Source organism: Pseudomonas sp. KH_040 (assembly GCF_057839305.1).
The window spans coordinates 4,453,078-4,474,639 of sequence record NZ_CM174487.1 but is presented as its reverse complement, the minus strand read 5'-3'; the positions used below and the strand labels follow the sequence as shown (position 1 = coordinate 4,474,639).

Here is a 21,562-nt window from a genome sequence, read left to right as displayed (position 1 = left end):
CGGTTTGCTTCGCTGCACCTCCTCTCGCTGTGTTTGGCTGCGCCAAACGGTCGCTGCGCTCCCACGCCCGGATCAATCCCTCCACTCAGCCTTCCGACGTCGCCCGTGGATCAAGATCAAAAGCAGGCGAGCTGACACTCGGCCTATTGAGTGGTGAGGAGCGGGTGTTCGGCTTTGGTTCGGTGTTGGATTCGCCCCTCACCCCAGCCCTCTCCCGAGGGAGAGGTGTAGTGGTCAACTAATCCCGGACACGACGTTAAGTTTTTTCTCGGCCTGAGCTGGGGCCAGTCCGTTGTTGAATTGGTGCGGTCTAATCCAGTTGTACCGATGCATCAGGTAATGACTGATGTCGCGGTGCGCTTCTTGAGCTGTCATGTAGCCCACGGTCGGTATCCATTCAGTTTTCAGGCTGCGAAACACACGCTCCATCGGCGCGTTATCCCAACAGTTTCCACGACGGCTCATGCTTTGGCGCATGCGGTAACGCCAAAGCCGTTGGCGAAACTGGCGACTGCCATATTGCGAGCCCTGATCCGAGTGAAACAAAAGCCCTTGAGGCTTGCCACGCTGCTCGTAAGCCATGTCCAACGCCTTGATGACCAGATCCGCATCCGGCTTGTTCGACAGCGCCCAGCCCACCACTCGGCGCGCGTAAAGATCCATAACCACAGCTAGGTAATGCCATTTCCCTTGAGCCCAGATGTAGGTGATGTCGCCACACCAAACCTGATTCGGCGCCGGCACATCAAACTCTCGATTCAATATGTTCGGAATGTCGGGCCGCTCAACCGTCGCTTGTTTGTAGGCATGTGATCCAGGTTGTTTACTGACCAACTCCAGTTCCCGCATCAGGCCTCGCACCTTGAACCGCCCAATTTGCTCGCCGTCTTCCTGCATCATCGACACGATGCTGCGGCTACCGGCGGCGCTTCGACTTTGCGTAAACAGTTCGTTAACCCGGCTGCGCAACCGAAGCCGCTCAACGTCTGGAGTTCGGCGCCTGAGACGGTGGGCGTAGTAACACGAACGAGTGACATCAAAGACTGCGCAAAGCCAATCAACCGGCTCTTGGGGGCTCAGTTGATCAATCAGCGCGTGCGCTCGTGCTCTTCCGACATCAAGAGCGCGGTAGCCTTTTTTAAAATGGATTTCTCCCGCTCAAGTCGAGCGATTCGAGCTTCCAATTCCTGGATTTTCTGTTGCTCTGGCGTCAGCGCTTTACTCTGCGGAGTAACGCCAGTGCGCTCCTGCTGAAGCTGATTAACCCAGCGGCGCAACGCGGACTCAACCACACCAAGCGAGCGGCTGGCTTCGATATGGCTATAGCCTTGATCGAGCACGAGGCCTGCGGCCTCGCGTTTGAATTCAGCGGAAAAAGAACGACGTTGTTTGGTCATCAGACACCTCTATCTGGCGAGCATTCTCGCCTAAATGGGTGTCCGGTTTCATTAGACCACTACAAGGGAGCCGATTTTTGGGCTTTTCAAAGCCTGAGTTCAACGCGGAATCGCACGTCGGCGTATCTCTTCCAGTCCACGCCGTCAGTCCCCTCTCCCTCCGGGAGAGGGCTAGGGTGAGGGGCTCTTGATCTGGCTCTTGATCTTGCTTCGGCTTTTGATCTTTTGCCCCATCGGCAGGCCGAGCGGAGGTGTTCATCCGGGGTTAGGCGCGCAGCGCCGTGCGGCGTAGCCGCATACATCGAAAGGAGATGCAGCGAAGCAAACCGTAGGCGATGCCCCCGGATGGACACCGTAGCGAGGGAACACTGAGCCTAAGCGAAGTGCCGTACGCCAGGGGCAAAGCCTTTTGCTTACTTTTCGGCGTCTGGAAAAGTGAGTCGCTGTAAGAGCGAAACCGCCAGCGGCAGCACCCGCAGCAACGGATATGCCCCCAAATCCCCCACCCCCCCAAATCTCCGGCAGCTTCTACACTGGTTATCACGGCTTGCCCTTCAAGCCCCAGACAACCCCCACCCAAGGAGTCTGTCCCATGCCCGATAGAAAATGCGATTGTCCCAACTGCAAGTGCACCATCAAGGAAGGCGAGCATGCCTACGCAGTTCACGGCAAACACTATTGCTGCGAGGCCTGCGCTCACCACCACAAGAGTGGCGAAGAATGTTCAACCAAGGGCTGTAAATGCGCCCACGGATGACGAACGACGCATAAAAAAAGTGGAGCCTAATCAGGCTCCACTTCCAGTTTCATACTTTCATCATCCAGCCGCTCTGTATGCCTCACTGTGCCTTGCAGCCGTCGCCCTTCAACCCTGACCACGATGGTTTTCGCCTGGTCCAGATCTTCAGGCAGCGGCGCCGGCACTCGCAAGGCAAAGCGAAACGGATCACCTTCGACCGCCTCCAGCCCAACGCGACAGTCCACGCTTTTGGTGATCCGCCCAAACAGCGTATCGAGGCCGTAGTCCAGGTGCGCCGGGCTGATGATGTTGCTCATGGTGCATTCCCCCCGAATGATGCCGATCGATGCGCAGAGCTTAGCTGGTCGGTCGCCACACAACGTTTTCCACGCCGAATTTTTCCGCCATCGGTTTGCTGGTCTTCTGCACTTTTTCACGGCCAAAGCGCGGGATGCGACCAACGCCTGCGTCGCAGCTCGCCCAGTGCCACGCCTCGGTGTTGTCCATTTTGTCCGAGCGGATAATGAACGACTTGGGCGTGCCGTGAAGGGTGTATTCGATGACATAGAGTTTTGCGTTGTTCATAAAGCCCGTATTCCTCCCTGTGGTAATAGAGGGATCGCGGCGCTGCGGGAAAATTCACTCGGATTGTCCGACGGTATCTATCGTTGGCGACGCCGTGGCGCACTGGTTACCATGGGTTTTTCGCCAACCCCAATGAATGCTCGCCATGGCCCTTGCCGCACCCCCAGATCTGAGCGATACCGATGTGCCCGTGCAACGTGTGGCGCGGACGTATCCGCGCGGCTTGTTTATCGAGCCGCATGAGCATGTCTGGGGACAGTTGCTGTATGCGATGAGCGGGGTGATGTGGGTCGAGACGCCGCACGAAGCGCTGGTGGTGCCGCCGCAGCGGGCGGTGTGGTTGCCGCCGGGCGTGCCGCACGGGATTCGCGTGGTGTCGGATTTGCAGATGCGCAATATCTACCTGCGCCCGGCGCTGGCGGCGACGCTGGACACGACGGTGCAGGTGATCGAGGTCGGTGGGTTGCTGCGCGAGTTGATTGTCGGGCTGGTGGAGCAGGGTGACAGTGGTGAACCAGCCTACTACGAGGCGCTGGTCGGGCTGGCCTTGCTGGAGCTGAAACGCGCAAGGCGCTCGCAATTGAAGATCCCGATGCCGGATGACTCCGACCGGCGCTTGATGAATCTGTGTCAGGCAGTGATGGCGGCGCCGTCGCTGGAGATTCCTTTCGAACAGCATGCGGAAAATGCCGGAGCCAGCGTGCGCACCCTGGCGCGGTTGTTCAAGGACAGCCTCGGCATGGGCTTCGCCGAGTGGCGGCGGCAGGTACAACTGGCGACGGCGGTGGCGGCGTTGATTCAGGGCGTGGCGGTGAGTGTGATTGCCCGGGAGCTCGGCTATTCACCCAGTAGCTTCAGCGACATGTTTCGTCGCGAACTGGGCGTCGCCCCTTCGCAATTCACTCTGTAACGACGCTATATCCTGAACCTACACAGAACCTTGTGGGAGCTGGCTTGCCAGCGATAGCGGTGTGTCAGCCGATGAGGATGTCGGATGTACAGGCCTCATCGCTGGCAAGCCAGCTCCCACCGGGTTTTGTGGTGACTGTGGTTGGTTTGTCCGAAATTCAGAAGTCCTTGGCCGATGCCAACCTCGCCGACTCCCTAAACTTTGCCCATTCCTTTCCACGGGCGGAGTTCCTCCCCATGAATTACCTGATTTCGCTGGCCATCGGTCTGGGCGTCGGTCTGTTGTACGGCGCGCTGGATTTCCGTTCTCCGGCGCCACCGGCTATCGCGCTGGTCGGTTTACTCGGCATGTTGGCAGGTGAGCAGCTGTGGCCGATGGGCCGGCAACTGGTCGCGGGCTGGCTGTCCTGAAATCCCTCTTTTCCTTCGGTGGATGTCCCCATGAAAGCACTGCAATTCGATAAAACCGGCGACCTGTCTTCCCTGCGTTACGTCGAGGTGCCGACTCCGGTACCCGGCGCTGACGAAGTGCTGGTGCAGATCAAGGCTGCTGGCCTCAACCCCAGCGATGTGAAAAACGTCCTCGGCCGCTTCCCCTACACCACGCTGCCGCGAATTCCCGGTCGCGATTTCGCCGGTGTCGTCGTCGAAGGCCCGCAGGCTTTGATCGGTCAGGAAGTCTGGGGCACCGGCCGTGAGCTGGGCTTTTTCGCCGACGGCACGCACGCGCAATTCGTCAAACTGCCGGCCAATGGCATAGCGCAAAAACCGTCACACCTGAGTTTCACCCAGGCCGCCAGCCTCGGCGTGCCGTACACCACAGCGTGGGATGCGCTGGAACGCAGTCTTGTGACGGCCGAAACGCGTTTGCTGGTGATCGGCGGCGGAGCGGTGGCGACCGCTGCTTTGGCGCTGGCGAAGGTGCGTGGCGCGCAGTTGCTGGCGGCGGCGCGGCGCCCGGAGCAGGTGGCGGAACTGCAAGCGCAGGGTTATCAGACGATTCAACTGGATAAACCCGAAGACCTCGGTGCGCAGGTCAACGCGGTGTATCGCGGTGGTGCCGATGTGATCTTTGACACCACCGGTTTCTGGCTGCCGGCGTCGGTGGCGGCATTGGCCACTTTCGGACGGATCGCGATCATCGCCGCGCCGGTGGACGGGCATGTGCAACTGCCGGCGCTGGCCTTGTATCGCAAGGGCGGGTCGGTGGTCGGAATCAATTCGCTGTTGTATGGCGTTGAAGCCTGCGCGGCGATGCTCGAGCAGTTCGGGCGGTTCTTCGATGAAGGGTTGTTGCCGTTGCCGCAAGGGTTGGTCGAGGCGCCGTTGGCCGAAGGCCTGTTGCGCTACGCCGACGTCAATCAGGGCAGCGGCGACAAGGTCATCCTTATCCCCTGACACACCTTAGATCTCCTTGACACCTGGCAAACTGTGGGAGCTGGCTTGCCAGCGATAGCGTCAGTTCAGGCAACTTCTTCTTTGCCTGTTCCGCCGCCATCGCTGGCAAGCCAGCTCCCACAGGGATTTTCGGTGTTCTTAAGAGGCGGGGACGCCGTTTTCCCACGCCGACCAGTTTTTCAGTATGTCCTGCACCAGCGGATTCCCCGCGCGATAGAGGTTTTCCAGCGCCGGCACGAAGCCGCCCTGATCGGCGTATTTGAGCAGGTTATCCACTTCACTGCCGCCCGGCTCCGGGCGGTCAAAGTCGGAGCCTGCACGCACCACGGCGAGGCGTTGGACATCGACCAGACCTTCACGACCGGCACGCAGCAAGGCCTCATAGGTCGAGTTGTCTTCCTGCTGCGTCGTGCAGTATTCGCCCTTGTTGTCGGTGAGCAACTTGGTCCAGACCTCGGCCCGCTCGCTCAGGCGCGTTCCGGAAAACCAGGTGTTGCCGGCCAGTGTGTCGCAGCGCGTCACCACCGGCGGCTGATTGGCCGGGGCCGACGGATATTTCAGACGCCACGCGGCGGACTCTTTGCTTTCGCTCAGCTCGACCTTGTGGCTCAGGGCGAAGGCCTTGGCCTGCAGCTTCGGGTTGAGTTCAAAAACTTCGGTCTTGTAATCCAGCGGCGGTTTTTCGTTCGGCCCTTTGGTGTTGATGCCCAGATAGCCGGTCGGCCAGGTCGACGGCGCATCACGCGAATCGATCTCCCATTGCGTGCCGAATTCCACCAGGTAGTGTGCCCATGCAGCGGTGCCGATGGTTCCGTGTTTCGGGCTGATGCCGGCAATGCCGGCGATCAGGAAGTAGCTTTTGCGCAGGTCGAATTTCGGCGACAGCGCCAACGCCAATGTCGAGGCGGCCGCATTGGTCTGGCCCATGCCGGTGGTCAACAGGCACACCTGCTGCGTGTTGCAGCGAATGCTCGGGTACTCGGCGGACAGGCCTGGCACGCGGATTTCCTGCTTCAACGCCAGACGATCAATCCAGTGCTGCGCCTCAGGGGCGAACATGGTGATCAACACGACTTTCGGTTGCATCGGGGCCTCGGCCGCCCACGCGGTGGAGGAGAGCAGGGCCGCACCGGCCAGGGTCAAACGCATCATTGCTTGCATGGAAAACTCCTTGATTCAGAACTGATAACCGACGCCGGCGTAGTAACCCCAGCCGTTGGAACGCGCGCGGAAATTGCCATCGCCAAAATTCAGCTCGCTGCCGTCTTCCCAGTTGCCGCCGTTGTGGAAATAACGGCCGACCAGGGTGAAGCGCAAGTGCGTGAACGAGTAGAGCAGGACGTTGGTCGCCACCGTCGCATTGGCGGTGCGCGCCGGGTTGTCCTTGTGGATGTCCGAGCCGAAATCGAAGTTGGTGAAGCCGATGTAGGTCAATGAGGCGCCGTTGCTGAATTTATCGATCGGCACGATGTACTTGAGCTGTGCGCGGTAGCCGTCCCAGGAATATTCGTTGCTGGCACCGTAATTTTCCCACTGATAGCGACCGTACAGATTGGCCGACAGGTTGACCCGCGAGTGCGTATCGATGTCGGTGCCGAAACCGCTGTACAGCGTGTTGGCGCGGTTCTCTTTGCGGCTGCCGTGGTCGTAGATCCAGTCGAACGCCACATACCATTCCTTGAACGGACCGATGGCCAGGCTGCGGCCAGCGAGGTAGTCGATGGAGATGCGCGGTTCGTGCTCCATGAACACCGGCGAGCCGTGATCCCACACGCCTTTGTCGTGGCTGTTGCCGATGTTGAAGATCTTCGGAATGTCGACATAGCCGTACAGTTCGAACGGACCTTTGCGGCCGAAGTACTCGTATTCCAGATAGATATCGTCGGCCGGTTGCGGGCCGAAGCTGATGTCCTTGCTGCCGATCAGCATCAGGTCCTGGTTGTACCAGTCCGAGAGGTAGGCGCCTTTTTTCGGCGGGCTGGCTTCGGGGCTGAGGGCTTCGCCCTGGGCGGATTCTTCTTTGGCTGCCGGTTGCGCCAGAGCGCTGTGGCTGAGAACTCCGGTAACGCCGGTCAGTAGCAAGGAAACAGCAAGCGTGCACGAGAAAGGTGCGCGAAAAGGGCATGCAATGGCCATTCAAAGTCCTTTTTTGCGGATCGAGGCCCGTGTTCCGTGGGCTTGTACGGTTTTGTTACGAAAACGTTGGGATTGACGTTACGCAAACGTTTGCACAAGGCGTACCAGTTTTCTCAATGCCATGAAATATCGAAGAATTCGCAAATTTAACTGACGGACTGATCAGGTATGACTGATCACCGTAAACCCCTGTAGGCCTTCGCCTGCTCGCGATGGCGGTGTGTCAGAAAAGTATCCGTAAACTGACACACCGCCATCGCGAGCAGGCGAAGGCCTGACAGGTTGAAGGCCCACGAATACGGGCTGAAACGCTTATTCCAGACCCCTCTAGTATTAAAGTATTAACACCATTTAATCCGTGCCCCATTGCCGGGCGTCTACTAGCTTTGTCCCCAATCAACGGTTTTGTGATGACCGTCGCAGTCTTGATTCGCGTGTGGAATAAGCACGGCTCTTCGCGCGCTCAAGGAAGAATTTGGCCACGACAAGGAGTAGCCCGTGGAAGCAAGGTTTGGTGTCGCCCTCGTTTCGCGCTTTTCCCCTCTTTCCCTTGCTGTGCATCTGAGTGTCGCCGGGCTGTTGTTCGGCGGCGTCAGCGCTCCTGCGTTGGCCACGTGCTCCACGGCGGGTTCAACGGTGACCTGCACCGGCGTGCCGAGCCTGCCGCTGTTTCTCAACAACTTCTCCAGCGCCACCAGTGGTTTGACGGTCAACGTCAACAGCGGGGCGCAGATGAACGCGACCCTCGGCGGCCATGTGATGGACCTGACCGGGGTGAACATTTCCCTGAACAACTCCGGCACGCTCGACCCGGCACTGCTCGGCCTGGTCTCGGTGCTGAGCGGCGGCGCGTTCATCGGCACTGGCGCTACGAGTACGGTCAGCGTGCTCAACAACGCCAGCGGGATCATTCGCGGCACGGGCATGTTGCTCGGGCTCAACCTGACCAGCATCGACGGCCTCGGCATTGCGGTGAACAACGCTGCTGCCGGCACCACCAGCATCACCAACAACGGCACCATCACCTCGACCGGTTTGTCGATCGGCGGCATCACCCTCGCCGACACCCCGGTGGTCGGCGTCTACGGCGGCTCGCAGGTCAACATGACCAACAGCAGCACCGGTGTGATCAACGGCCGGATCGCGTTCGAAACATCGGCGGCAGGCAATACCTTCACCAACGCCGGTGCGATTACCGGCGGCGTGTCGATGGGCGCGGCCAGCACCAACACCTTCACCGCGGTGACCGGTTCCAGCGTCAACGTCGGTGACGGTGTACAGATCAGCGTCGGCCTCGGCGGTTTGATCGGCATCAATCTGACCTTCGCTCCGACCGGCACGGTCGATGGTGGCGCGGGCGGCACCAACAGCCTGATCCTGCAAAACCCGATCGGCGTCGGCGGCGGCACCACGGGTGTCGGCACCGCATCGAGCGCGACCTACGTCAACTTCAACAACCTGACCCTCAACAGCGGCACCTGGACCTTGCAGGGGCCATTGGTCAGCGGCGCGACCACGCTTAACGGTGGTGTCGCCCAGTTCAACAACAACGCCACGTTCGGCAGCGGCGTGATCACCTCCAACGGCGGGATACTCCAGGCCAGCAATGCCGGGTTGAACGTCAGTAACCTGATTTCCCTCGGCGCGGGCGGCGTGACAGTGCAAGGTACCAACGCCACCACCCTGAGCGGCGTCATTTCCGGCAGCGGCGGCCTGACCAAAGTCGGTTCCGGGCAACTGAGCCTCAGCGCCGCCAACACCTACCTGGGCAACACCACGCTCAACGGCGGCACCGTGCAGTTGGGCAACAACCTGGCGCTGAGCACCGGCACCCTCAACGTCACTGGCGCGACAACGTTGAGCGCCCCGGGCACGATCAGCCTGAACAACGCCATCAGCCTCGGCGGCACCTTGACCGCCGGCGGCACTGGCGCGCTGACCCTCGGCGGTTTGATCAGCGGCAGCAGCGGCCTGACCAAAACCGGCAGCGGCAGCCTGACTGTCAGTGGCGCCAACAGCGGGTTCACCGGCACCACCACCCTGAGCGCCGGCACCCTGCTGGTGACCAACAACAACTCGCTGGGTAGTGGCGCGCTGAATACCGCCGCCGGCACCAGTCTGGACAGCACCACCAACGTCACCCTGGCCAACAACATCGGCATGACCGGTGCGCTCAACGTGCTCGGCAGCAATGCCCTGACACTCGGCGGCGTGTTGTCCGGCACTGGTGGGATTACCAAATCCGGCAGCGCCAGCCTGACCTTGAGCGGCAACAACACCAACAGCGGCAACACGCTGCTCAATGCCGGCAGCCTGTTCGTTGGCAGCAACACCGCGCTGGGTACGGGCGCGTTGAACGCGGCGGCCGGTACCACACTGGATGCGACCACGGCGGTGACTCTCGCCAACGCCGTCGCGCTGGCGGCCGATCTGACCATCGGCGGCACGCAGGCGCTGGGTTTGAGCGGCGTCATCAGCGGTGCCGGTAATCTGATCAAGAACGGCACCGCCAACCTCAGCCTCAGCGGCAACAACACCTTTTCCGGCGGTACCGCGCTGAATGCCGGCACGCTGATTGTCGGCTCCAACACCGCGCTGGGCACGGGAGCCTTGACCACGGCGGCGGGCACCACCCTCGATGCCAGCACTGCCGTTGCGCTAACCAACGCAGTCTCACTCGGCGGCAACCTGACTGTCGGCGGCAGTGCCAACCTGACCCTGGGCGGGATTGTCAGCGGCAGCGGCGGGCTGACCAAAAACGGCGCGGCCAACCTGATTCTCAACGGCGCCAACACCTTCCTCGGTGCCGTCGCGTTGAACGCGGGTACGATCACGGCGGGCGCCAACGCGGCGCTGGGCAGTGGCAACATCACCGTCGGCGGCGTGGCCGCCCTCGACAGCAATGCGACGGTGACCCTGAACAATGCCATCATTCTCAACAACAGCCTGGGCATTGGCGGCAGCAACGCGCTGACCCTCGGCGGCGTGATCAGCGGCACCAGCCAGCTGGTGAAAAACGGCGCCGCCAATCTCACGCTCAATGGCACCAATACCTACAGCGGCGGCACCACGCTGAATGCCGGCAGCTTGACGGTCGGCAACGGCGCGGCACTGGGCACTGGCGCCTTGTCGGTGGAAGGCGCGGGCACCCTCAACAGCAGTTCGGCCGTGACCCTCAACAACAACGTCATTCTCAACGCCAACCTCACCGCCGGCGGCGCCAATGCGCTGACCCTTGGCGGGGTGATCAGTGGCGGTAACGGTCTGATCAAAACCGGCGCTTCGAGTCTGACCCTCAACGGCAACAACACCTACACGGGCACCACGGCGCTGAACGCCGGTTCACTGATTGTCGGTTCCAGCACCGCCCTGGGCACCGGCACACTCAACGCCTCGAACGGCACCACCCTCGATACCAGTACCGCCGCGACCTTGGCCAACAACGTCAACCTCGCCGGCACTCTGACCCTGGGTGGCTCCAATGCGCTGACCCTCGGCGGCGTGGTCGCCGGTATCGGTGGACTGACCAAGAACGGTGCTGCCGACCTGACCCTCAACGGCGCCAACACTTATTTTGGCAACACCCTGTTGAACACCGGCAAACTGACCGTCGGCAGCAACACCGCGCTGGGTTCCGGCACGTTGAACGCGGCGGCCAACACCACGCTGGATGCCAACACCGCCGTCAGCCTGAACAATGCCGTGGCACTCGCCGGTGCCTTGAACATCGGCGGCACAGCGGATATGACCCTGACCGGTCTGGTCAGCGGGGCTGGCAGTCTGGTGAAAGACGGCGCGGCCAATCTGATTCTCAATGCCGCCAACAACTACCTCGGCGGCACCACGCTGAACGCCGGCACTCTGACCGTCGGCAACAGTTCGGCGCTCGGTTCCGGTGCATTGACCGTCGCTGGCGCCGCGACACTGGACAGCAACTCGCCGCTGGTCAGCCTCAACAACAATGTCGCCCTGAATGCGGCGCTGACCGTGGGCGGTACGCAGAACCTGACCCTCGGCGGCGTGACCAGTGGCACCGGCCAGTTGATCAAGGACGGCGCAGCCAACCTGACCGTCAATGGCAACAACACCTTCAGCGGCGGCACCACACTCAACGCCGGCACGTTGACCCTTGGCAATGCCAACGGTCTGGGCAGTGGCGCATTGGTCGTCGGTGGCGCGGCAACGCTGGATAACAGCGCATCGTTCGGCATCGGCAACGCCATTACCCTGAATGCCGGACTGACCGTCGCCGGCAACAACGATTTGAGCTTGAACGGCATCATTGACGGCGCCGGCAGCCTGACCAAAAACGGCCTTTCAGACCTGACCCTGGCCGGCAATAACACCTTCACTGGCGCGCTGAACATCATTTCGGGCAGCGTCACCACGCTCAATACCAACGCATTGGGCAACACCTCCGGCGTCAACATCAGCGCCGGCGCCGGCCTGAATCTGGGCAGTGACGCCAGCCTCGGCGCGCTGAGCGGCAGCGGCAGTGTGCAACTCACCGGCAGCAACACCCTGACGGTCGGCACCGGCAACGTCACCAGCATCTTTGATGGCGATCTCAGCGGCAGCGGCGGCCTGGTCAAAGTCGGTACCGGCACCTTGAACCTCACTGGCATCAACGGCATTACCGGCAATACCGCGATCGATGGCGGTATCGTGAACCTGAGCGGTTCGCTGGGCAGTGCTCAACTCAACGTCAATACCGGCGGCACCCTGACCGGTACCGGCTCGGCGCTCGGCGCGGTCAACATCAACAACGGTGGGCATCTGGCGTTGGCGTCGGGCAACACCTTGTCGGCGAGTGCTCTGACTCTCGGCGCCGGCAGCAACGTTGATGTAGCACTGGGCACACCGTCGACCGCGTCGCTGATGAACGTCGGCGGCAACCTCACGCTTGATGGCAATCTCAACGTCAGCGATGCCGGCGGTTTCGGCGTTGGTGTGTATCGCCTGTTCAACTACACCGGTGCCCTGACTAATCTCGGTCTGGACGTTGCCAGCGTGCCGGTCGGCTACGGCCTCGGCGACCTGGTGGTGCAGACTGGCGTGGCCAATCAGATCAACATTCAAGTGTCGGCGCCGAACGTCAACATTCGTTACTGGGACGGCAGCCAGACCATCGCCAACGGCGTGGTCGATGGCGGCAGCGGCACGTGGAACGCGGTCGGCACCAACTGGACCGACGCCAACGGTTTGGTCAACCAACCGTGGGCCGGCGACTTCGCGGTGTTCCAGGGCACTGCCGGCACGGTGACGGTGAACGGCACGCAAGCGTTTACCGGCATGCAATTCCTCACCGATGGCTACAACGTGGTCAACGGTGCGGCGGGGCAACTCACGGCGGTCAACGGCACCGGCGGCACCACTTCGTTGCGCGTCGATCCGGGCGTCACGGTGACCATCAATGCCAATATCGATGGCAGCGGCATCCTTAATAAACTTGACGCCGGCACCCTGGTGCTCGGCGGTGCCAACACTTATACCGGCGGCACACAACTGGACGGTGGCAAGATTATCGTCGGCAGCAATACGGCGCTCGGTACCGGTACGCTGACGGCGAATGCCGGTACGCAGCTGGACAGCAACGCGGCGGTGACACTGGCCAACGCGGCGACGCTGAACGGCAACCTGACCATCGTCGGCAGCAATGCCCTGACCCTCAACGGCGTGATTGGCGGCACCGGTGGCCTGATCAAAACCGGCGCGGCCAACCTGACCCTCGGCGGCAACAATGCCTTCCTCGGGCCGGTCGCGCTGAATGCCGGCGGACTGGTTCTGGCGTCGAACTCGGCGCTCGGCTCGGGCACGCTGAATGCAGCGGGCGGCACCACGCTGGATGCCAGCACCGGGGTTTCGCTGAACAACGCGGTCAACCTCGCGGGCAACCTCGGCATTGGCGGCACGGCGGATCTGACCTTGGCCGGCACGGTCAACGGCGCCGGCAGCCTGAGCAAAAACGGCGCGGCCAACCTGAGCTTGAGTGGCAACAATAATTTTCTTGGTGGCGTGACCCTCAACGCGGGCACCCTGACCGCCGGCAGCAACTCGGCGCTGGGTCTGGGCAATCTCACCGTAGCCGGCGCCTCCGCGCTGGACAGCAACAGTGCGCTGAGCCTGGGCAACAACGTCGTCCTCAACGCCAATCTGAGCAACACCGGCAGCAACAACCTGACCCTCGCGGGCGTCGTCAGCGGCGCGGGTGGCTTGATCAAGGACGGCGCGTCGAACCTGACACTCAACGGCGTCAACACTTACACCGGCGGCACCACGTTGAACGCCGGTACGCTGACCCTCGGCACCGGTTCGGCATTGGGCAGCGGCGCACTGACCGTGGCCGGCGCGTCGAGCCTCGACACCAGTGCGCCGCTGGTGCTGGCGAACAACGTCAACGTCAATGCCAACCTGAGTCTGGCCGGCAACAACAACCTGACCCTCGGCGGCGTGATTGCCGGTGCGGGCACTCTGACCAAGAACGGTCTGGCCGACGTGACACTGTCCGGCAACAACACCTTCAGCGGCACTTTCGATGTACTGTCCGGCAGCCTGACCACCCTGAACGGCACGGCATTGGGCAATAACGCCACGGTCAATCTCGCGGGCGGCGCGGCGCTCAATCTTGGTGCTTCGGGCAGCCTTGCCAGCCTCACCGGCAGCGGTACTGCGCTGGTCGGTACGGGCAACACGCTGAGCCTCGGTGGCAACAACGTCAGCAGCACCTTCGCCGGCATCCTCAGCGGTGACGGCAGCCTGAGCAAACTTGGCACGGGCACCCTGACCCTCAGCGGCATCAGCGACCTGACCGGCGACACCAACGTCAACGCCGGTACCTTGCAGGTCAACGGTTCGCTGGCCAGCGGCAATGTGCTGGTCAACAACGGCGGCACCCTCGGCGGCAGCGGCACCCTGACCGGTGCCGTGACCGTGGCCGATGGCGGTCATCTGGCTGGCGTCACCGGCAGTACGCTGAGCGTGAGTTCGCTGCTGTTCAACGGCAATTCAAACTTCGACGTCGGCCTCGGCACACCGGTGTCCGGTGGCGGCAATGCGCTGGTCAATGTCGGCGGCAACCTGACCCTCGACGGCACCCTGAACGTCAGCGACATCGGTGGTTTTGGCAGCGGTGTCTATCGCCTGATCGACTACACCGGCGGCCTGACCGACAACGGCATGCTCTTCGGCACACTGCCGGGCAGCGTCAGCCCTGGCGATTTGACCCTGCAAACCGCGCTGGCCAATCAGATCAACCTGCTGGTCACCGCACCGGGCGTCACCGTGCAGTTCTGGGACGGCAATCAACTGGTGGCCAACGGTTCGGTGGAGGGGGGCAGCGGCGCCTGGGGCACCGGCACCACCAACTGGACCGACGTCAACGGCACCACCAACCAGGCCTGGACCAACAGCTTCGCGGTGTTCCAGGGCGCGGCCGGCACAGTGACCGTCAACGGCGCGCAAACCATCACCGGCCTGCAGTTCGTCACCGACGGCTACAGCCTAGTGAACGGCGCGGCGGGCTCGTTGAATCTGGTCAACGGTTCGCTGGGCAATGCCACGGTGCGTGTTGATCCCAATGCCACTGCGACCATTGGTGTTGCGCTCAACGGCAGCGGCACATTGGGCAAATACGACACGGGTACGCTGGTGCTCAACGCGGCCAACGGCTACACCGGCGGCACCGCGCTCAACGGCGGCAAGATCGTGGTGGGCAACAACGCGGCGCTCGGCAGCGGTGTGTTGACCGCCGCCGATGGCACGGCGCTGGACAGCAATGCGGCCGTCAGCCTCGGTAACGACGTGGTCGTCAACGGTGGTTTGACCGTTGCCGGTTCCAACGCCCTGACCCTCGACGGCGTGGTCAGTGGCAGCGGCAGCATCATCAAGGCCGGCGCTTCGAGCCTGACCCTCAACGGCAACAACACTTACAGCGGTGGCACTCAACTCGCCGGCGGTACGCTGATCCTCGGCAACAACAGTGCAATCAGCAGCGGTGCACTCAACGTGACCGGCACCGGCAGCCTCGACAGCACCTCGGCATTGCAACTGGCCAACACCGTCAACCTTGGCGCGCAACTGATCCTCGCCGGCAACCAGAACACCACGTTGATCGGTGCTGTGACTGGCACCGGCAGTCTGGTGAAAAACGGTAGCGGTGATCTCGTCCTCAGTGGCGCCAACACCTACAGCGGCGGCACCACCCTGAACGGCGGCACGACGCGCGGCGATACCAGCAGCCTGCAAGGTGCAATCGTCAACAACGCGACGCTGACCTTCGAGCAAAACGCCGACGGCAGCTACACCGGCAACCTCACCGGCGCCGGCACGCTGAACAAAACCGGCACTGGTGAACTTCTGCTGGCCGGCAACAACACCTTCACCGGCAACACCTCGGTGCAGGCCGGCAACCTGATCGTCAATGGTGTGCTCAACAGTGCCAACGTCAACGTTGCCAGCGGCGCGAGCATCGGCGGTGGCGGCCAACTCGGCGGCGCCGTGCAACTGGCCAGCGGTGCGACGCTGGCCGGTGGCGGTACAGCAACGCCTTTGTCAGTCGGTTCGCTGGCACTGTCGTCGGGAACCAATCTGGACTTCAGCCTCGGCTCGGCGGCCAGTTCGACCACCGTGGTCAACGTCGCCGGCAACCTGACCCTCGACGGTACGCTGAACATCAGCAATGCCGGCGGTTTCGGCACCGGCGTTTATCAACTGTTCAGCTACGGCGGCAGCCTGACCGACAACGGTCTGGTGTATGGCAGCCTGCCGGTGTCGGCGGCCAATCTGACCCTGCAAACGGCTATCGCCAATCAGATCAATCTGCTGGTGCAAGGCACCCCGGGTGAGGTGCAGTTCTGGAACGGTGGCACTACCAATCCGGACGGCAGCATCGGTGGCGGCAGCGGTGTATGGGGTCCAGGCACCAACTGGACCGATCCGAGCGGTACTCAGGCCCTGGCTTCAAATGGTCAGTTCGCCGTGTTCGGCGGCCAGGCGGGTACGGTTACCGTGCAGGGCAATCAGAACTTCACCGGTCTGCAATTCCTCTCCGGCGGCTACAGCCTGGTTCCGGGGGCTGGCGGGACGTTGACGCCGGTCAATGGCGCGGACGGCAGCCTTGCACCGGTGCGGGTCAATGCCGGCGCGAGTGCAGAAATTTCCACGCCACTGGTGGGCACGGGTGGTATCGAAAAGCTTGATTCCGGCACGTTGGTATTGAGCGGTGCCAACACCTACAGCGGTGGCACCACCGTCAGCGGCGGTACGCTGGTCGGTAACACCACCAGTCTGCAAGGCAATATCCTCGACAACGCCACGCTGGTGTTCCAGCAGAATGCCAATGGTCAGTTCAACGGGGTCCTCAGCGGTCTCGGGGCGATGGCCAAACGCGGCACCGGCACCTTGCTGTTGAGCGGAGATAATCCGTTCAGCGGTACCGTCGCGGTTGATCAAGGCGTGCTGCAAGTCGGCAGCCGTTCGGCGCGGGCTTCGTTGGGCGGGCAAGTGACCGTGGCCAACGGTGCAGGGCTGAGCGGTAACGGCAGTGTCGGTTCGGTGATCAACCATGGTGTGGTGGCTTCCGGCGCTGAGGCCGGAACCCTGAGCGTGGCCGGTAACCTGACCAACGCCTCGGATGGCGTGCTGGCGCTGACCGTCAGTTCGCCAACCGCGACGCCGCTGGCCGTCGGTGGTACTGCAAACCTGGGCGGCGCTTTGCAAGTCAACTCGCTGGCGCCGTTCACCGGCAACACCACGTATTCGCTGATTACGGCGGGCGGTGGCGTAAACGGCACCTTCAGCGCTGCGGACCTGCCGCAATATGCGTTCCTCAACAGCGCACTCGTGTATGACGCTAATGCGGTGAACCTGGTGGTCAGCCGCAACGGCAATTCCTTCGCCGATGTCGCCGCCACTGGCAACCAGTTCAGAACCGCCACCGCGCTGTCGAACAACGGCCCGGCCGGTGCGGCGTTGCAGAACGAGATCGTCAACCTCAGTGTCGCCGGTGCGCGTAATGCCTTCGACAGTCTGTCCGGTGAGATCCACGCCAGCACCGCCAGCGCCATCCTCGAGGATTCGCGCTACGTGCGTGACGCGGTCAACGATCGCATGCGCCAACCGTCATGCAGCGCGGCGGATGATCCACGCCGTGCCCTGGCGCCAAGTGACAACCAATTGAGCAGCAACGGTTGCCACGGCGAAATGGTTGGCTGGGCGCGGGCACTCGGCGCCTGGGGCGAGTCGGATGGCGACAGCAACGCGGCGAAACTCGACCGTAACCTCAGCGGCTTCATGCTCGGCACCGACAAGCAACTCGATGACCAATGGCGCGTGGGCATGGCCGCCGGTTACACCCGCAGCGACCTCGATGCGCATGATCGTCGCTCGGATGCCACCGTCGAAAGCTACCACCTGGCGGCGTATCTCAATTCGCAGTTTGACGCCTTGGCGGTGCGCCTCGGCGCGGCTTACAGCTGGCACGACATCGAGACCAAACGCAACGTCAGCGTCGGCAGCTACAACGATCGCCTGAAGGCCAATTACGATGCGCGCAGTGCGCAGGTATTCGGTGAAGTCGGCTACGCCATCGACGCTGGCGGCATTGCCCTCGAACCGTTTGCCGGTCTGGCCTATGTCAACTACGACACTGACAAAGCCAAGGAGAAGGGTGGAGTAGGGCGCCTGGAGGCCGATGCCGATCAGGACATCACCTTCTCGACCCTCGGCGTGCGCGCCGGCAAAGTCATCACCCTGGCCAACGGCGGGCAATTCACCCCGCGCGCGGCCATCGGCTGGCGCCATGCCTTTGGTGATACCAAGCCTGACGCCGACCTGACCTTCATCGACGGCGGCGCCTCGTTCAGCACCCAAGGCGTGCCGATTGCCAAGGACAGCGCCATCGTTGAAGCCGGTGTCGACTTCCAGATCAGCCCGACCGGCAAACTCGGCGTCGGCTACTCGGGGCAACTGTCGAACGACAGCAACGACCATGCAATGACCATCAGCTTCAGCCTGGGCTTCTGATTTAGGGTCGAAGCACTTTTAGCCGCCCGTAAGGGCGGTTTTTTTTGCCTTGCCTCAAGCTGCTCGTTCCCACGCTCTGCGTGGGAATGCCTCTAGGGACGCTCCGCGTTCCGGCTCCGGAAGGGACGCGGAGCGTCCCGGTCTGCATTCCCACGCGGAGCGTGGGAACGATCAAAAAACTGCTGCGTCGCGCTCTGCTAGAATCGCCTCCATCAACAGCCTGAGACTCCCCCATGAGCGAGCCGATTCGTCTGACCCAATACAGCCACGGCGCCGGCTGCGGCTGCAAGATTTCCCCGCAGGTGCTGGAAGTGATTCTGGCCGGCAGCGGTGCGCAGAACCTCGACCCGAAACTGTGGGTCGGCAACGCCTCGCGTGATGACGCGGCGGTGTACGAGATCGATGCCGAGCGCGGTGTGGTCTCGACCACGGATTTTTTCATGCCGATCGTCGATGACCCGTTCGACTTCGGCCGCATTGCCGCGACCAATGCGATCAGTGACATCTATGCGATGGGCGGCGATCCGTTGATGGCCATCGCCATTCTCGGCTGGCCGGTCAATGTGCTGGCGCCGGAAGTGGCGCGTGAAGTGATTCGCGGCGGCCGCGCGGTGTGCGACGCGGCGGGCATTCCACTGGCGGGCGGGCATTCGATTGATGCGCCGGAACCGATCTTCGGTCTCGCCGTCACCGGTCTGGTGGAAAAGCGTCACATGAAGCGCAACGACACCGCCACCGCCGGCTGCCTGCTGTACCTGACCAAACCGCTGGGCATCGGCATCCTCACCACCGCCGAGAAAAAAGGCAAATTGCGCGCCGCCGACGTTGGCGTGGCCCGCGACTGGATGTGCACCCTGAACAAACCCGGCAGCCGTTTCGGCAAACTCGCCGGCGTTACCGCCATGACCGATGTCACCGGTTTTGGTCTGCTCGGGCATCTGGTGGAAATGGCCGATGGCAGCCAGCTCACCGCGCGCATCGCTTATGACCGTGTGCCGCGTCTGGACAGCGTCGAGTACTACCTCGATCAGGGCTGCGTTCCCGGCGGTACGCTGCGCAACTTCGACAGCTACGCGAGCAAGGTTGGCCGCGTGCAGGAACTGCACAAACGCGTGCTCTGCGACCCGCAAACCAGCGGTGGTCTGTTGATCGCGGTGACGCCTGAAGGCAATCAAGAGTTTCTCGCCGTAGCCGCCGGACTGGGCCTGAACCTGGCGCCAATCGGCGAACTGGTTGAGCGACAGACGAACGCAGTCGAGGTGATTTGATGCTCCGCGACTGCACTGATTACCGTGATATTTTCCTCAATGACCGGCCAATGATGGACGCCCGTGCGCCGGTCGAATTCTCCCACGGTGCTTTTCCCGGGGTGGTCAACCTGCCGCTGATGAACGATCGTGAGCGCGAACAGGTGGGCACCTGTTACAAACAACACGGACAGCAAGCCGCGATTGCCTTGGGCGAGCGGCTGGTGTCCGCCGAGGTCAGAGAGCGGCGCATTCAAGGCTGGGTCGAGTTTGCCCGTAACCACCCCGATGGCTATCTGTATTGTTTCCGCGGCGGCCTGCGTTCACAGATCGTCCAGCAATGGATCAAGGACGAGGGCGGCATCGATTACCCGCGTGTCGGCGGCGGCTACAAGGCCATGCGCACATTCCTCCTGGAGACAGTCGATCAGGCTGTGACCGAATGCGATCTGGTCCTGCTCGGCGGCATGACCGGTACAGGCAAGACTGAAGTGCTGGTGCAGTTGAGCAATGGTCTGGATCTGGAAGGTCACGCCAATCATCGCGGCTCGAGTTTTGGCAAGCGTGCCACCGGGCAGCCGACCAATATCGATTTCGAAAACCGCCTGGCTGTCGATGTGCTGAAAAAACGCGCAGGCGGGATCAACCAGTTTGTTCTGGAAGACGAGAGTCGGGTGGTCGGCAGCTGTGCCTTGCCATTACCGCTCTACCGGGGCATGCAGGCGGCACCACTGGTCTGGCTGGAAGATAGCCTCGAGAGTCGGGTCGAGCGAATTCTGCAGGATTATGTCATCGACCTGTACGCCGAGTTCGTCGCGGTTCACGGCGAGCAGGGTTTTGCTTTGTATGCCGAGCGATTGATTTCCAGCCTGAACAATATTCAACGTCGGTTGGGTGGCGAGCGCTATCAACGCATGTATTTGCAGATGGAAGCGGCGCTGTCCGAACAGGCGCGCAGCGGGTCGGTCGAGCTGTTCCGTGAGTGGATCGGCGTTCTGCTACGCGATTATTACGACCCGATGTATGTGTTTCAGCGCGAGAAGAAGGGCGGGCGGATCGAGTTTGCCGGGGAGCGTGGAGCGGTGCTTGAGTATCTGCGTGAGCGGGGGAATCAGAAGGTTTGATAGTGCTTTTGCTGGCCTCATCGCTGGCAAGCCAGCTCCCACAGGTATTGCGGATGTATATGGAATTTGTGTACACCCTGGAACCCTGTGGGAGCTGGCTTGCCAGCGATGGGGCCGGTTCAGACAGAAGATGACTCAGGTCGGACACGTTTCCTTGCCATGATCCAGCCCCTGCTTGTAGCTGTGGCTTTGCAAACTGGCCTTGCCGTTGTGCCAGGTCAGCGTCAGTACATACAGCGAGTCAAAGTCGTTGCCCGCCCAGTCCTCGGTGATGTTCTGTTTCTCGCCGACCGCTTTGCCCGCCACCTTGTTGATCAGCTCCGGCAGATAGCCGTGGGACCAGGCGGTGTAGATCGTCGAGTTGTGATACTTGTCTTCCAGCAGTTCGCGGGCCAGATCGCTGGTGTCGTTGGCCGAGAACTCGATGTTCACCGGCAGGCCGAGCTTGATCGCGGCGGGGCTGATGGTCATCAATGGACGGATGTAGCTGTAGGAGTTGTCCAGCTCACCTTCCTCGACATTGCGCGTCGGGTTGGCGGCGAACACGTAATCGGCCTTGCCGAATTTTTCCGGCAGCAGCGTCGACAGGTCGATGGCGCGGTTCAGGCCCTGACAGTTGAGCTGGCCGAGCCCGCCCTCGGGTTTTTCTGCGTGGCGCAGGAACACCAGTGTCTGGGTGCCGTCCACCGGTTGCGCGCGGCTTTCGCTGGACTCAAGCGACAGGAACAGTGCACTGACGGCCAGCAGGGAAGGCAGGGCCACATACGCGCGGTGTTTGAAACGTTTGGCGAATCGCATAAGGATCGTCATGAAATAAAGGGTTCTTCAGCAAATTCGGTTAAGGCTGACAAACCTTTACACCGCGGGCTCCCAGCACCGGGTGTTTTCCCTGTCGTGAACGGCTTCCTCTGCAACAAACGCATAGCTCAGAGTCCCCTGAGGGCCGTTTGGTTCGATCGTCAGAGTGCGCAGCACTCTAACGGCAACCTTCAACGGTCTGGCCGC

The 21,562-nt window shown here is 62.0% G+C and carries 13 protein-coding genes; 7 read left to right on the top strand and 6 right to left on the bottom strand.

From position 1 onward, the window contains the following. Window positions 1-234: 234 nt before the first annotated feature. A protein-coding gene (locus AC3IUF_RS19845; protein WP_489278830.1) for an IS3 family transposase occupies window positions 235-1,397 on the bottom strand; the annotation gives its coding sequence in 2 pieces (ribosomal slippage) (window positions 235-1,142 and window positions 1,142-1,397; 1,164 coding nt in all). A gap of 592 nt (window positions 1,398-1,989) precedes the next feature. Between AC3IUF_RS19845 and AC3IUF_RS19840 the strand changes: the two genes are divergently transcribed. After that, window positions 1,990-2,154 (top strand): metallothionein, encoded by a 165-nt coding sequence (locus AC3IUF_RS19840; protein ID WP_007919030.1) that lies wholly within the window; start codon window positions 1,990-1,992, stop codon window positions 2,152-2,154. Between the two features lie 26 nt (window positions 2,155-2,180). Here the strand turns inward: AC3IUF_RS19840 and AC3IUF_RS19835 are convergent, their stop codons facing one another. Continuing rightward, complete coding sequence (locus AC3IUF_RS19835; protein ID WP_007919028.1) at window positions 2,181-2,453, bottom strand: hypothetical protein; 273 nt, start codon at window positions 2,451-2,453, stop codon at window positions 2,181-2,183. Between the two features lie 40 nt (window positions 2,454-2,493). After that, window positions 2,494-2,721 (bottom strand): DUF6555 family protein, encoded by a 228-nt coding sequence (locus AC3IUF_RS19830; protein ID WP_007919026.1) that lies wholly within the window; start codon window positions 2,719-2,721, stop codon window positions 2,494-2,496. A 136-nt stretch (window positions 2,722-2,857) separates the two neighbouring features. Here AC3IUF_RS19830 and AC3IUF_RS19825 point away from each other — a divergent pair, with 136 nt between their 5' ends. From AC3IUF_RS19825 to AC3IUF_RS19815, 3 genes are all read left to right on the top strand, one after another. Then, window positions 2,858-3,631, top strand: coding sequence for an AraC family transcriptional regulator (locus AC3IUF_RS19825; RefSeq protein ID WP_447786295.1), 774 nt, complete (start codon window positions 2,858-2,860; stop codon window positions 3,629-3,631). Between the two features lie 236 nt (window positions 3,632-3,867). Beyond that, a complete protein-coding gene (locus AC3IUF_RS19820; protein WP_007969534.1) occupies window positions 3,868-4,041 on the top strand; it encodes a DUF1427 family protein in 174 nt (57 codons plus the stop codon). A 30-nt stretch (window positions 4,042-4,071) separates the two neighbouring features. Continuing rightward, window positions 4,072-5,028 carry a quinone oxidoreductase family protein gene (locus AC3IUF_RS19815; protein ID WP_447786293.1) on the top strand — a complete coding sequence of 319 codons (957 nt, stop codon included), beginning with the start codon at window positions 4,072-4,074 and terminating at the stop codon, window positions 5,026-5,028. 138 nt (window positions 5,029-5,166) lie between these two features. Here the strand turns inward: AC3IUF_RS19815 and AC3IUF_RS19810 are convergent, their stop codons facing one another. After that, entirely contained in the window at window positions 5,167-6,189 is a 1,023-nt protein-coding gene (locus AC3IUF_RS19810; protein WP_123376972.1) for a purine-nucleoside phosphorylase, read from the bottom strand. A gap of 15 nt (window positions 6,190-6,204) precedes the next feature. Further along, window positions 6,205-7,164, bottom strand: a complete 960-nt coding sequence (locus AC3IUF_RS19805; protein WP_489279070.1) for a nucleoside-specific channel-forming protein Tsx — start codon at window positions 7,162-7,164, stop codon at window positions 6,205-6,207. Between the two features lie 498 nt (window positions 7,165-7,662). On the opposite strand from AC3IUF_RS19805, the gene AC3IUF_RS19800 reads away from it, so the two are divergent. The 3 genes from AC3IUF_RS19800 to mnmH all read left to right on the top strand — a co-directional run bounded on the left by AC3IUF_RS19800 (window position 7,663) and on the right by mnmH (window position 20,557). Further along, complete coding sequence (locus tag AC3IUF_RS19800; RefSeq protein WP_489279068.1) at window positions 7,663-18,186, top strand: autotransporter-associated beta strand repeat-containing protein; 10,524 nt, start codon at window positions 7,663-7,665, stop codon at window positions 18,184-18,186. Window positions 18,187-18,419: 233 nt separating this feature from the next. Beyond that, window positions 18,420-19,454 (top strand): selenide, water dikinase SelD, encoded by a 1,035-nt coding sequence (gene selD / locus AC3IUF_RS19795; RefSeq protein ID WP_489279067.1) that lies wholly within the window; start codon window positions 18,420-18,422, stop codon window positions 19,452-19,454. Then, window positions 19,454-20,557 (top strand): tRNA 2-selenouridine(34) synthase MnmH, encoded by a 1,104-nt coding sequence (mnmH, locus tag AC3IUF_RS19790; RefSeq protein ID WP_489279065.1) that lies wholly within the window; start codon window positions 19,454-19,456, stop codon window positions 20,555-20,557. Before selD ends, mnmH begins: the two co-directional genes overlap by 1 nt. A gap of 135 nt (window positions 20,558-20,692) precedes the next feature. On the opposite strand, the gene AC3IUF_RS19785 is transcribed toward mnmH, so the two are convergent. Next, window positions 20,693-21,367 (bottom strand): hypothetical protein, encoded by a 675-nt coding sequence (locus AC3IUF_RS19785; RefSeq protein ID WP_007918234.1) that lies wholly within the window; start codon window positions 21,365-21,367, stop codon window positions 20,693-20,695. Between the last annotated feature and the right edge of the window lie 195 nt (window positions 21,368-21,562).

Bases quoted from the DNA above. Each gene is read 5' to 3' on its own strand.
- selD (WP_489279067.1), top strand. From the start codon at position 18,420: ATGAGCGAGCCGATTCGTCTGACCCAATACAGCCACGGCGCCGGCTGC.
- mnmH (WP_489279065.1), top strand. From the start codon at position 19,454: ATGCTCCGCGACTGCACTGATTACCGTGATATTTTCCTCAATGACCGG.
- AC3IUF_RS19840 (WP_007919030.1), top strand. From the start codon at position 1,990: ATGCCCGATAGAAAATGCGATTGTCCCAACTGCAAGTGCACCATCAAG.
- AC3IUF_RS19835 (WP_007919028.1), bottom strand. From the start codon at position 2,453: ATGAGCAACATCATCAGCCCGGCGCACCTGGACTACGGCCTCGATACG.
- AC3IUF_RS19815 (WP_447786293.1), top strand. From the start codon at position 4,072: ATGAAAGCACTGCAATTCGATAAAACCGGCGACCTGTCTTCCCTGCGT.
- AC3IUF_RS19810 (WP_123376972.1), bottom strand. From the start codon at position 6,189: ATGCAAGCAATGATGCGTTTGACCCTGGCCGGTGCGGCCCTGCTCTCC.
- AC3IUF_RS19830 (WP_007919026.1), bottom strand. From the start codon at position 2,721: ATGAACAACGCAAAACTCTATGTCATCGAATACACCCTTCACGGCACG.
- AC3IUF_RS19825 (WP_447786295.1), top strand. From the start codon at position 2,858: ATGCTCGCCATGGCCCTTGCCGCACCCCCAGATCTGAGCGATACCGAT.
- AC3IUF_RS19785 (WP_007918234.1), bottom strand. From the start codon at position 21,367: ATGACGATCCTTATGCGATTCGCCAAACGTTTCAAACACCGCGCGTAT.
- AC3IUF_RS19820 (WP_007969534.1), top strand. From the start codon at position 3,868: ATGAATTACCTGATTTCGCTGGCCATCGGTCTGGGCGTCGGTCTGTTG.
- AC3IUF_RS19805 (WP_489279070.1), bottom strand. From the start codon at position 7,164: ATGGCCATTGCATGCCCTTTTCGCGCACCTTTCTCGTGCACGCTTGCT.